The organism is Paenibacillus gyeongsangnamensis, assembly GCF_027533625.1.
GTDB classification, from domain to species: Bacteria; Bacillota; Bacilli; order Paenibacillales; family NBRC-103111; genus Paenibacillus_G; species Paenibacillus_G gyeongsangnamensis.
Genome location: NZ_JAQAGZ010000004.1, coordinates 274028 through 286419, shown reverse-complemented (window position 1 = coordinate 286419; position 12392 = coordinate 274028). Strand labels below are relative to the sequence as shown.

Below are 12392 nucleotides of genomic sequence, written 5' to 3'. Positions count from 1 at the left end.
ATTCAGGTTCATATAGACATTAACCCCACTAATCCATAACCGGAAGGTGGGGTCTTTTTTTCTCTTGAAATAGGAACACGCGTTCGGTATAATAAGCGATAATAACAAAAATTAGGGTGATATTATGTTATCCGATATCGAACGAAAAATGCTGCGTATCATTGCTAACTATTCGGCTGGTCGAAGTCGTATGCCAATGGTTGACGAATTGTGTATTAAGACAGGAAGGGATAAAGCAGGAGTAATGAAGGTTCTTGAGACTTTGACTAGGGAAGGTTACATTGTATGGTCGGAGACGCAAAAAGATAAGATTGTCTTGATTGAGGCTTGGGAAAGGCCATCTTCTGTAAGCAGCGTTACTAGTACATTCGATCCAAGAACATCTCTGTTTTGTAACTAAAGTTAAAAAAGCCCTTGAGTACGTCCAAGGGCTTTCATTCTTTTAAACAATATTTGCTTTGATACGATTAAGTAGCCGAGTATAAAGTTCGTCCTCTGTTTCCCAGTCAATATGGTTATACTGTCGTGTATCAAAATGAAGTTTCCCCTCAGCAATTTCTTGCTTGTTGCATATCCAAATAACGGGTATACCAAGACCCATTGCGAACCCGGCCTCAAAATATACTCCATTTCGCTGTCCAGTGAAGTCCGCTACTACAAATTTACTTCGTCTTATTTGAGAAATAATTTCATCACAAATCTTCCCAGTCGTTTCAGACTGGTTTACTCGAAATGGTTCAAACCCCGCATCACGAATAGCTCTATCGATTCCATTCTTCCAAATTCCATCAAACTCTGACGCGAATGCATTGCAATAAAGGCTTGCTTCGAAAGTGGGTTATGAGATGTTTCTAATTCATAAAGTTTGCTCCACCCATGAGCAGTTATTGTATAAGAAGATGCTTGTTCTATTGAAGAAGTGGCCCCGTGTTCTGTTAATTTAATGTAATTTTCAGCAGTTAGTATTTCAAGCATGAATTTAATAGAATCTCGATTAAAGGCATCGCAAAAAAATAACGGAAAATCATGATCTAAATCAATTGTAATATTTTGACCCATATGGTCTGAAAGCTTAGAAAGGTTAAATAGAGCTCTCTCGGTTCTTTCAGAAATCTTTTTTGGAAATTGGTCAATAATCTCTTTAATCGGTATTGTAGTAATGTGATTATCCTGCAATGGTTCCCAGCTAATAATGAGCGGTGATAATTTATGGACAGTTCGTTCTCTGGTGAAGGCTGAGATTTCGTTCCTTTCTTTTAACTTGATATTATGCATATCCATTAACGCAATTTGAGTAATCCATACTTCACCACAACACTTGCAGTTATATTGGTCAATATCTCTGTTATAAAAGGGCATACGTACTTCCGTTTTATAGCCAATTTCACAAATAGGACATTTTTCTTTTTCCAAGAGTCATTCACCTCTCATAAATAAAAAAGCCCATTGAGGTTCTTCCTCGAAGGGCTATTTTAGCGGATTCTTTCCGACAATTTCAGATTACCACATATATCCAAGTGGGTCAACATGTTTATTTAAACAAGTGGGATAATGCTTTTTTATATTCTTTTAATTTTGTATTGCATGACAGTGTGTTATTATAATTGTTATATAACAATATCAAGTATTGGAGTGGGGAAATGGATATAATAAAAGTTGCTGCCTACTGTCGGGTGAGTACAAATAGTAAAGACCAAACCAATAGTTTTGAAAATCAGCATGATTATTTTTTGGACAGGTCTAACAAAATGACCAATGAAGAATTGGTTGAGATTTACGCTGATAAAGGGATTTCAGGGACGAGTTTGAAAAAGCGCGATGAATTTAAACGAATGATTTATGATGCAGGTATCAACGAATATAAAGGAAATAAAAAATTTACATATGAAATAGACCCAAGCAGGAAACCAAAATTTAATAAGATATATGTACGAAATACAAGTCGTTTTGCAAGAGATGCAGCAATAATTGAAATACTTAGAGAACTGTTGAAAAATAATGTATTAGTTCATTTTCTTGATATTGACTTGATTTACGATAGTATTGAAAAGGAATTCACATTAAACTTATTCTTGAACTTTTCTCAACAAGAATCAGTGGATAAATCCAAGAAAGTAAGGGATGGAAACGAGGTATCAGCAAATAAAGGAATCATTAGGGTCGGTGGTAAAGGTATCTTCGGATATGATTATCATCCAATCACAAAAACCTTGACGGTCAATGAAGAAGAAGCAATAGTAGTGAAAAAAGTATTTGAATTGTATTTAAATGGTTATGGAATTCGTCGAATTTTGAATTATTTACAAGAAAATGGATATAGGCCAAAACATGGTGGAGAACGATTTGCGATAAACATGATAAAACGTATTCTTACAAATGAAAAGTACTTTGGCTGCAATGTGCGAAATAAGTACGATTCTGGGACAGTTTTTAATAAAAAAAGTTATGCTCATGTGAAGCCTGAAGATGAATGGAAAGTATTCGAAGACGTTGTTCCAGCAATTATAACGAAAGAGACGTTTGAACAGGCTCGTAAATTAAAACAAGGGAAATTACACCATGAGCTTCAAAGGGGTATATATAAAGGAATATCAGAGTACGCTGGGTTAATTATTTGCGGTAAATGTGGCAAGCCTTATACACGAAATATTGATCGCGGCAGAATATTTTATAACTGTAGTATTAAAAAATCTAAAGGTACTAATGAGTGTGATAACATCAATGTTAACTTAAGTCTTATTGAAGAAGCTCTTGATATTATATTAAAAAAAGGTGTGAAAGAATCATTTGAGAAATATAAGTCTATAATGATTGATATTCTCAAATATAGAATCAGAGATGAGTTGACAAAAAGAATTGATCAAGACACAACTAAAGAGGTTGATATTTTAAAACAAAAATACGACAATTTTATTCAGCAAAAAAATCGTGTCGCTGACTTATATATTTCTGGTGATTTTGATAAAGCATACTTGGATAATAAAGCGAACGAGTTAAATATAGAAATATCTGCACTTGAATCAAGGATTAAAGAATTATCTAAAAATAATGATGAGATTCTAGATGAAATTTCTCAGTTTGATCGTGTGATTCAGGAAATACATGATATTAATATTGAAGAAGTTAAGAACAGAGAGCATCTTGTAAATTTATTGAAAATAATTGTTGAAAGACATCCAAAGAATGAAAAGCGTCCTATTTTGAAGATCATGTATAAATTTGATGAACCAATAAAGCGAATTGCAGAGAAATACAACATTCTAGAGGGCATAAACTATATGACAACTCATTTTTAATGATTGATATTGTTACCGATAAGCAGGATATTGTGCATTCCCGCCGCACTGATCATGAGAGCCCGCTTGGCCTGCTGCTGTCCGCTGACATCCACATAGTCGAGTATGGACGGGGAAGGCTGCGCCTCGGCTTTAGGAAGCTGTTCGATATATTGCCGTGTGTGTGCGAGCAGCTCCTCCGGGCAGGCCGGTTGCTTCGCTGCGGCGGTCAGCTGATTCAGATGGGACAAGCCGATCACCTCGGTGCCGCCAACCCAAGAAGCCTCTTCCACGTTTTCCAACGGCAGGATAATCCGATGAATTCCATGCTCCTTCGCCGCCGCCAGCATGGACAGTACCCCGGGCACCGGCCGGATGGTTCCGTCCAGCGACAGCTCGCCGACGATCAGCGCGTCTTGAAACAGGCCGAACGAGAGCTGGCCGCTGGTGGCCAGGAGCCCTGCGGCGATCGCGAGGTCGAAGGCGGAGCCTTCCTTGCGAATATCGGCGGGTGCGAGATTGACCGTAATGCGTTGGAGCGGGAAGGTGAAGCCGCAATTTTTGACGGCGGACCGCACCCGCTCCATCGATTCTTTAATCGCGCTGTCGGGCAGCCCTACGATATTCATCTGCGGTAGACCGTTGCTTAGGTCTACTTCCACCTCTACAAGCTTGCCGTCCACGCCATGAAGGCATGCGCTGATTACTTTTCCGTACATAACAAAAAACACCTTCCCCATGAATATTCGATTCATGGCCAAAGGTGCTTCCTTATACGCCGTCATATGCTTATTGTAACTCTTCGCTCACACCGGTTGCAACCCTGCGGTTTCAGCATGAAGAGGGACTAATCCCGGTGAAACTTGGTTACAATGAGAAATAGAGGTGATGACGATGCAGGAAAAACCTTACTATTGTCCGAACTGCCGGTCGAACCGTGTCAAATTCAGCATCATTTCAAGCTATTCCCAGCGGTTTTTGAAGGATGCGCTGTCGGGCACCATTCAGGAGCTTAGCGAGCCTTTGCAGCTGGAGGATCAAGAGCCTACGATTCAATGCTTGGTCTGCAGCTATACGGCCAACGAAATGCGCTTCATCAAGCAGGCGGAACGAGAACCGCGGGCCATGACGCCTACCAATCCCTCTTATTTGTAAAAAGCGAACGATAAAAAACGCATTTCCCTTGGGCGGGCGATGCGTTTTTTGCATGTTCGCCCTCCTGCCGATGCATATTTCCCCCAGGAGTAAGCCAAGCTGTAAGGAGGCAGCGGGCCGAATAAGCATTCTTTTCAAACGCAATAAAAAAGTTTAATTGAAAAACTGCCATATTCCGCCAAAAATTAAGGAAACTGCGCGAAAAAAGTGTTACAATGATTAAGGTTTGTGTCTGACCGGACAAGCATATGTCCGGTATTCGCACGTTCCGTTAGCGGTCGGCGATCCCTCCGGGTTTGTCGAATCCATATAGTAAGCCATTACTGATAGGAGGATTTTGCTAAATGAATATTCATGAGTATCAAGGCAAAGAAGTGCTGAAGCAGTACGGTGTCGCCGTGCCGGAAGGTAAAGTCGCTTTCACGGTGGACGAAGCGGTTGAAGCAGCCAAAGCGCTGGGTACGCCGGTCGTTGTCGTAAAAGCTCAAATCCATGCAGGCGGACGCGGTAAGGCAGGCGGCGTGAAAGTAGCCAAGAACCTCGACGAAGTTCGTACATATGCACAAGACATCTTGGGTAAAGTCCTCGTGACCCACCAAACCGGTCCGGAAGGCAAAGAAGTAAAGCGCCTCCTGATCGAGCAAGGCTGCGATATCAAGAAAGAATATTACGTGGGCGTTGTCGTGGATCGCGGCACCGGGCGCGTTGTTATGATGGCTTCGGAAGAAGGCGGCACGGAGATCGAAGAAGTGGCTGCTCATACTCCGGAGAAAATTTTCAAAGAAGTGATCGATCCTGCGATCGGCCTTCAAGCGTTCCAAGCGCGCAAGCTGGCTTATGCGATCAATATCCCAAGCGAGCTCGTGAACAAAGCGGTAAAATTCATGATCGCGCTGTACAACGCTTTTGTCGACAAAGATTGCTCCATCGCCGAGATCAATCCGCTGGTTGTTACGGGCGACGGCAACGTGATGGCGCTCGACGCCAAATTGAACTTCGATTCCAATGCGCTCTACCGTCACAAAGACATTCAAGAGCTGCGCGACTTGGAAGAAGAGGACGAGAAGGAAATCCAAGCATCCAAGTATGACCTGAGCTACATCGCGCTGGACGGCAACATCGGCTGCATGGTTAACGGTGCGGGTCTGGCTATGGCTACGATGGACATTATCAAATATTACGGCGGCGAACCGGCCAACTTCCTTGACGTAGGGGGCGGTGCTACCAAGGAGAAGGTAACTGAAGCGTTCAAAATCATTCTCTCCGATGCGGCAGTTAAAGGTATCTTCGTCAACATCTTCGGCGGCATCATGAAGTGCGATATCATCGCTGAGGGCGTTGTGGCAGCGGCAAAAGAGCTCGGCCTCACCCGTCCGCTCGTCGTCCGTCTGGAAGGTACGAATGTGGAGCTCGGCAAAAAGATTCTGAATGAATCCGGCTTGAATATCGTTGCGGCTGATTCCATGGCGGACGGCGCGCAAAAAATCGTTGCTCTGGTGAAATAATCTAGGACTAACGGCTGATTGGCATTTGCTTTTTTTCGTCAAAAAATTCAGGGGATGTGAACAATAGACATGAGTATTTTGGTTAATAAAGATACAAAAGTCATCACACAAGGGATTACCGGATCCGTGGGTATGTTCCACACCAAGGGCGGCCTCGACTACGGCACGCAAATGGTAGGCGGTGTAACACCGGGCAAGGGCGGCACGAACGTCGACATCACGCTGGAGAACGGAACGACCGTTTCTCTGCCTGTTTTCAACACGGTTGTTGAAGCCAAAGCGGCTACCGGCGCTACCGTATCCGTTATCTACGTACCGCCTGCATTCGCAGCCGATGCGATCATGGAAGCTGTTGACGCCGAGATGGACCTGGCGATTTGTATCACGGAAGGCATCCCGGTGCTTGACATGGTCAAAGTTGCCCGTTACATGGAAGGCAAGAAAACCCGCCTGATCGGGCCGAACTGCCCTGGTGTCATCACTCCGGGCGAGTGCAAGATCGGCATTATGCCGGGCTACATCCATACGCCAGGCCATGTAGGCGTCGTATCCCGAAGCGGAACGCTGACGTACGAAGCGGTGCATCAATTGTCCACTCGCGGCATCGGCCAATCGTCTGCTGTCGGTATCGGCGGCGACCCGGTGAAGGGCTCCGAGTTTATCGACATTCTGAAGCTGTTCAACGAAGATCCGGACACCTATGCGGTCATCATGATCGGCGAAATCGGCGGTACGGCGGAAGAAGAAGCGGCTGAATGGATCGCTGCCAACATGAAGAAGCCGGTTGTCGGCTTCATCGGCGGCCAAACGGCGCCTCCAGGAAAGCGCATGGGTCATGCCGGCGCTATTATCTCCGGCGGCAAAGGTACGGCGGCAGAGAAAGTGGCGACCATGGAGCGCTGCGGAATCAAGGTAGCTCCGACGCCTTCCGAAATGGGCTCCACGCTCGTAAGCGTGCTGGAGGAAAAAGGTCTTCTCGAGAAATGCATCACAAAGAAATAAGCTTGGATTATTGAGCGGCAAGCAGCCTCTCTATTCCGCAAAAGGCGGAGTGGGGAGGCTGTTTCTTTTTGCAGCCGAAGCGGGTCTTTCCCGAAAAGTTGTTTCTTATTAAAGGAGTGATATATACTAGATGAACAACCGACAAGCGCTATTTGCTTTACACCAGATTCCCGGCATCGGTTGGAAGACGATCGAACGGGTTGCAGCACGCGTTCCGGAGCTTACCGATATTTTCGCCTTCTCAAGCAAAGACTGGACGGATCTGGGCCTTCCTCCGGCACGGGCGGAGCTCATCTACAGGGGACTTCTCCCGTTTTATAAGGATGGACTGAAGCGTATTGAGGCCGTCTATGGAGACCAGGGGATCGGCTGGGTCACCGTATGGGATGAGGATTACCCGGAGCTGCTGCGTGAAACCGCTCAGCCTCCTTGGGTATTATACTATCGCGGGCAGCTCGATATGGTACGCAAGCCATGCATTGCCGTGGTCGGCACCCGCAATCCGACGGCTTACGGAAAAATGGCCGCCGAGCGGTTGTCCCAATCGCTTTCGACCTATCGAATGTGTATCGTAAGCGGCCTGGCGCGCGGAATCGACAGTGCGGCACATGACGGGGGCCTTACGGGACCCGGCTCCACCATTGCCGTGCTCGGCTGCTCCATTAACGAGGTATACCCTCCGGAGAACCGGAGATTGTACGACCGGATTACGGAGAAGGGGCTGGTCCTGTCGGAATATCCGATCGGCACCAAAGGGCATCCGGGCTTGTTCCCTCAGCGCAACCGGATCATAGCCGGACTCAGTCTAGGCGTGCTCGTCGTTGAGGCGGCGATCAAGAGCGGTTCTCTGATTACGGCCGATCAGGCGCTGGAGGAGTCCCGCGACGTATTCGCAGTTCCGGGTCTGATTACTTCACCGAAAAGTGCAGGGACCTTGTCGCTGCTGAAGCAGGGCGCCAAGCTCGTCACCTGTGCGGAAGACATTGCGGAGGAGTACAGGGATCGGATAGCGGATTTGGAAAAAGCGCACCATAAAGATAACGAAATGTTGCGACATCCTGTATCGCAAGACGAGCAAAAAATTATCGATTTACTGACCTGCCGGACTTTAACGATCGACGAGCTGCTGGAGCAAACCCAATATACTTTTGGACATTTGCATTCAGTTCTGATAAATTTACTAATGATACGGCGTATCGTGGAGCTTCCGGGTTCAGTCTACACAGTACCTTGATGATAGATTAATTATATATGTTGAAGGGGGTAGGACACCTATGGCGGATTCGCTAGTCATTGTGGAGTCACCCGCAAAAGCCAAAACGATCGGAAAATACTTAGGCAGCAAGTTTATCGTGAAAGCTTCCATGGGGCATATTCGAGACCTGCCAAAGAGCCAGATCGGAGTAGAGATAAAGAAAAATTTTGAGCCCAAATACATCACGATACGCGGCAAAGGCTCTGTTCTGAAAGAGCTGAAGGACGCGAGCAAGCGCGTGAAAAAAATATATCTGGCGGCGGACCCGGATCGTGAAGGGGAAGCGATTGCCTGGCATTTGGCGCACTATCTGGATTTGTCGGAGAACGATGCCTGCCGCGTCGTGTTTAACGAAATTACGAAGCAGGCCGTGAAGGATGCGTTCAAGACGCCGCGCAAGATCAATCAAGACCTGGTTAACGCTCAGCAGGCACGGCGTATATTGGACCGGCTTGTCGGCTATAAGATCAGCCCTTTATTATGGAAGAAAGTGAAGAAAGGGCTGTCCGCCGGGCGCGTGCAATCGGTGGCGGTGAAGCTCATCTTTGACCGGGAGAACGAGATCAAAGCCTTTGTTCCTGAGGAATATTGGTCGATTACGGCCAAGCTGGCCACCGGCAAGACGGAATTTGAAGCGAAATTTTACAGCTTCCGCGGCGACAAGAAGGAGCTTCACAATGAAGCGGAGGTTCAAGAGGTTCTCGCCGCGCTTCAGAAATCCGAATTTGTTGTAAGCGAGGTCAAGGAGAAGGAACGCCATCGCAATCCTTCGCCGCCCTTCATTACCAGCTCTCTGCAGCAGGAAGCGGCGCGCAAGCTGAATTTCCGCGCCTCCAAGACGATGTCGGTCGCTCAACAGCTGTACGAAGGGATCGATCTTGGCAGTGAAGGCACCGTCGGCTTGATTACTTATATGCGTACCGACTCTACGAGAATCTCCCCCGTAGCGCAGGATGAAGCGAAGGAATACATTATCGGCAAATTCGGTAACGACTATTATCCGGAGACGCCCCGCACGTATTTGAAGAAAAACACGAATGCCCAGGATGCGCATGAAGCAATCCGGCCAAGCTCGGTGCTGCGCGAGCCGGACCAGATCAAGGAACATCTGAGCCGCGATCAATACAGGCTCTACAAATTAATTTGGGAGCGCTTCTTGGCGAGCCAGATGGCTTCCGCCGTTCTTGATACGATGACGGTCGATATCACGGCGGGAGAGGTCGTCTTCCGGGCGGTCGGCTCCAAGATCAAATTTCCGGGCTTCATCAAAGTGTATGTCGAAGGAAATGACGATGCGGAAGAGTCTGCCGATGACGAGAAATTCCTCCCTCCGCTGAAGACGGGGGATCAAGTAAAGAAGAACGCGATCGGCCCGAAGCAGCATTTTACCCAGCCGCCTCCGCGTTATACGGAAGCGCGCCTCGTGAAAGCATTGGAGGAAATGGGGATCGGACGTCCGAGCACGTACGCGCCCACGCTGGAAGTGATCCAGAAGCGGGGCTACGTCGCGATCGAAGAGAAGAAGTTCGTGCCTACGGAATTGGGCGAGCTGGTTATTCAGCAAATGATCGAGTTTTTCCCGGAAATACTGGACGTCGAATTTACGGCGCAGATGGAAGAAGAGCTCGACCATGTCGAAGAAGGCAAGGAAGACTGGGTACAGGTATTAAGCCAGTTCTATGAATCGTTTGAGAAGCGGCTCGAAGTCGCGGAAGAAGAAATGGAAAAGATCGAAATCCAGGATGAAGTGTCCGATGAGATTTGCGAGAAATGCGGACGGCATTTTGTTTATAAAATGGGCCGCTTCGGCAAATTCCTGGCCTGCTCCGGATTTCCGGACTGCCGCAATACGAAGCCGATCGTGAAGGACATCGGGGTCACGTGCCCCAATTGCAAACAGGGCAAAATCATCGAACGGCGCAGCAAGAAAGGACGGATCTTTTACGGATGTGACCGGTATCCGGAATGCGACTTCGTCTCTTGGGATAAGCCGGTGGACCATCCTTGTCCGAACTGCGGCTCGATGCTGATCGAGAAGCGGAACAAGTCCGGCGTGTTCGTCCAATGCGTGCAGTGCGATTTTAAAGAAGAAGCCAAAGAAGAGGAACGGGATGAAGGTTAGACAGCCGGCTTGCCTCGGTCTTACGTTTGAAGGGAGCAATGGAAAGTGCAAGACGTACCAAAAGTAACTGTAATCGGAGCCGGACTGGCCGGCAGCGAAGCCGCTTGGCAAATTGCCAGCCAGGGCGTGCCCGTGATTCTGTATGAAATGCGTCCGGTGAAAAAAACACCGGCGCACATCTCCGATAAATTCGCCGAGCTGGTGTGCAGCAATTCGCTGCGGGCCAACGGGCTGACGAACGCCGTAGGCGTATTGAAGGAAGAAATGAGAATCCTCCAATCGATCATCCTTCGTGCGGCGGATAAGCATGCGGTTCCCGCCGGCGGCGCGCTGGCCGTGGATCGTGACGGCTTCTCGGACGAGGTGACTTCCCTGCTTCGGAATCACCCGCTGATCGAGGTGCGCAACGAGGAGCTCGAAGGACTGCCGGACGGCATTACCGTCGTCGCGACGGGGCCGCTGACATCCCCCGCTTTGTCGAAGCACCTGCAGGAGCTTACCGGGGAGGACTATCTTTACTTCTACGATGCGGCCGCGCCGATCGTAGAGAAGGATTCCATCGACATGAGCAAGGTATACCTGGCTTCCCGTTACGATAAAGGAGAGGCCGCCTACCTGAACTGTCCGATGTCGGAAGAGGAGTTCAACGTCTTCTACGAGGCGCTCATTTCCGCCGAAACGGCGCCGGTGAAAGAATTCGAGAAGGAGATTTACTTCGAAGGGTGCATGCCGATTGAGGTTATAGCTTCACGCGGGCGTCAAACCGTCCTGTTCGGTCCGATGAAGCCGGTCGGTCTCGTGAACCCGCACACCGGCACCCTGCCTTACGCCGTCGTTCAGCTTCGTCAGGATAATGCCGCTGGCACGCTGTTTAATCTGGTCGGCTTTCAAACGCATTTGAAGTGGGGAGAGCAGAAGCGGGTGCTTTCGCTTATCCCTGGCCTTGAGCAGGCTGAGTTCGTCCGCTATGGCGTGATGCACCGCAATACGTTCATTAATTCTCCGAAGCTGCTGAAGCCGACGTATCAGTTCAAGGGTCGCGACAACCTGTTCTTCGCCGGCCAAATGACCGGTGTCGAAGGCTATGTGGAATCCGCCGCTTCGGGTTTGATCGCAGGGCTAAACGCCGCCCGCTACGCCAAGGGCCTGGAGCCGTTGGTGCTGCCTCAGGACACCGCTCTCGGTAGTATGGCAAATTATATTACCACAGCGGACTTCAACCATTTCCAGCCGATGAATGCGAATTTCGGGCTGTTTCTGCCGCTTGAGGAAAAAATTAGGAACAAGAAGCTGAAGAACGAAGCGATCGCTCATCGGGCAATTGAGAAAATTCAGAATTTTTCACAAAATGAATACAATTCGGCTTGTAAATGATTGCCGGACTATGATAGTATAATTTTTGTGCTAAGAAAGCAGCAGCAATGGAAACGATTGTTGCTGCTTGTTCTTCTATATGGCAGCAATATTCCAAACTAAGCTGGTTCGGCTTAGTTTTCGTCTTGAATGGAGGAGGAAGCGGTTATGGAGCAAACCTTTCACGCTACGACGATCTTTGCGATCCGTCATCAGGGCAAGGGTGCCATCGCCGGTGACGGACAGGTGACCTTCGGCAACAGTATGGTGATGAAGAGCCAGGCCAAGAAGGTAAGAAGACTGTACCGCGGCAACGTGATCGCCGGATTCGCCGGTTCCGTAGCGGATGCGATTACGCTGTTCGAGAAATTCGAAGCGAAGCTGGAAGAGCATCACGGCAATTTGCAGCGCTCCGCCGTGGAGCTGACCAAGGATTGGCGGCAGGACCGTGTGCTGCGCAGGCTCGAAGCGATGATGATCGTCATGGACCGCACGGGGCTTCTGCTGCTGTCGGGGAACGGCGAAGTGATCGAACCGGACGACGGCATTCTGGCCATCGGCTCGGGCGGAAGCTTTGCGCTGGCTGCGGGAAGGGCCCTGCACCGTTACGCGCCGTCGATGAGCGCCAAGGACATCGCCCATGCCGCACTGACGATGGCGGCGGACATCTGCGTATTTACGAATCATAACATCATTGTTGAAGAAATCGAATAATCGGGGAGGTT

10 protein-coding genes and 1 pseudogene are annotated in these 12392 nt (G+C 48.4%); 8 read left to right on the top strand and 3 right to left on the bottom strand.

What is annotated here, in order from left to right:
• Positions 1-442 precede the first annotated feature (442 nt).
• A complete protein-coding gene (locus O9H85_RS37705) occupies positions 443-757 on the bottom strand; it encodes a nucleoside 2-deoxyribosyltransferase (protein WP_409348117.1) in 315 nt (104 codons plus the stop codon).
• Positions 724-1413, bottom strand: a complete 690-nt coding sequence (locus tag O9H85_RS08075; protein WP_269880812.1) for a hypothetical protein — start codon at positions 1411-1413, stop codon at positions 724-726. Before O9H85_RS08075 ends, O9H85_RS37705 begins: the two co-directional genes overlap by 34 nt.
• Before the next feature lie 227 nt (positions 1414-1640).
• Here O9H85_RS08075 and O9H85_RS08070 point away from each other — a divergent pair, with 227 nt between their 5' ends.
• The gene (locus O9H85_RS08070; protein WP_269880811.1) at positions 1641-3296 is read left to right on the top strand and encodes a recombinase family protein; all 1656 of its coding nucleotides are present in this window, start codon (positions 1641-1643) and stop codon (positions 3294-3296) included.
• A gap of 14 nt (positions 3297-3310) precedes the next feature.
• On the opposite strand, the pseudogene O9H85_RS08065 reads toward O9H85_RS08070, so the two are convergent.
• A pseudogene (locus tag O9H85_RS08065) lies at positions 3311-3994 on the bottom strand (magnesium chelatase domain-containing protein); the annotation flags it as partial.
• A gap of 175 nt (positions 3995-4169) precedes the next feature.
• Between O9H85_RS08065 and O9H85_RS08060 the strand changes: the two are divergent.
• The 7 genes from O9H85_RS08060 (at position 4170) to hslV (ending at position 12381) form a co-directional block, all read left to right on the top strand.
• Entirely contained in the window at positions 4170-4430 is a 261-nt protein-coding gene (locus O9H85_RS08060) for a hypothetical protein (RefSeq protein WP_269880809.1), read from the top strand.
• A 344-nt stretch (positions 4431-4774) separates the two neighbouring features.
• The gene (sucC, locus tag O9H85_RS08055) at positions 4775-5935 is read left to right on the top strand and encodes an ADP-forming succinate--CoA ligase subunit beta (protein WP_269880808.1); all 1161 of its coding nucleotides are present in this window, start codon (positions 4775-4777) and stop codon (positions 5933-5935) included.
• Between the two features lie 69 nt (positions 5936-6004).
• Positions 6005-6937 (top strand): succinate--CoA ligase subunit alpha, encoded by a 933-nt coding sequence (sucD, locus tag O9H85_RS08050; RefSeq protein ID WP_269880806.1) that lies wholly within the window; start codon positions 6005-6007, stop codon positions 6935-6937.
• Positions 6938-7067: 130 nt separating this feature from the next.
• Positions 7068-8171, top strand: a complete 1104-nt coding sequence (gene dprA / locus O9H85_RS08045; protein WP_269880805.1) for a DNA-processing protein DprA — start codon at positions 7068-7070, stop codon at positions 8169-8171.
• Between the two features lie 40 nt (positions 8172-8211).
• A complete protein-coding gene (topA, locus tag O9H85_RS08040) occupies positions 8212-10314 on the top strand; it encodes a type I DNA topoisomerase (RefSeq protein WP_269880804.1) in 2103 nt (700 codons plus the stop codon).
• A 45-nt stretch (positions 10315-10359) separates the two neighbouring features.
• On the top strand, positions 10360-11688 hold the full coding sequence (gene trmFO, locus O9H85_RS08035) for an FADH(2)-oxidizing methylenetetrahydrofolate--tRNA-(uracil(54)-C(5))-methyltransferase TrmFO (protein ID WP_269880803.1): 1329 nt from the start codon (positions 10360-10362) through the stop codon (positions 11686-11688).
• Positions 11689-11835: 147 nt separating this feature from the next.
• Positions 11836-12381, top strand: coding sequence for an ATP-dependent protease subunit HslV (gene hslV / locus O9H85_RS08030; RefSeq protein WP_269880802.1), 546 nt, complete (start codon positions 11836-11838; stop codon positions 12379-12381).
• Positions 12382-12392 lie beyond the last annotated feature (11 nt).

Bases quoted from the DNA above. Each gene is read 5' to 3' on its own strand.
- O9H85_RS08060 (WP_269880809.1), top strand. From the start codon at position 4,170: ATGCAGGAAAAACCTTACTATTGTCCGAACTGCCGGTCGAACCGTGTC.
- O9H85_RS08070 (WP_269880811.1), top strand. From the start codon at position 1,641: ATGGATATAATAAAAGTTGCTGCCTACTGTCGGGTGAGTACAAATAGT.
- sucD (WP_269880806.1), top strand. From the start codon at position 6,005: ATGAGTATTTTGGTTAATAAAGATACAAAAGTCATCACACAAGGGATT.
- dprA (WP_269880805.1), top strand. From the start codon at position 7,068: ATGAACAACCGACAAGCGCTATTTGCTTTACACCAGATTCCCGGCATC.
- sucC (WP_269880808.1), top strand. From the start codon at position 4,775: ATGAATATTCATGAGTATCAAGGCAAAGAAGTGCTGAAGCAGTACGGT.
- topA (WP_269880804.1), top strand. From the start codon at position 8,212: ATGGCGGATTCGCTAGTCATTGTGGAGTCACCCGCAAAAGCCAAAACG.
- hslV (WP_269880802.1), top strand. From the start codon at position 11,836: ATGGAGCAAACCTTTCACGCTACGACGATCTTTGCGATCCGTCATCAG.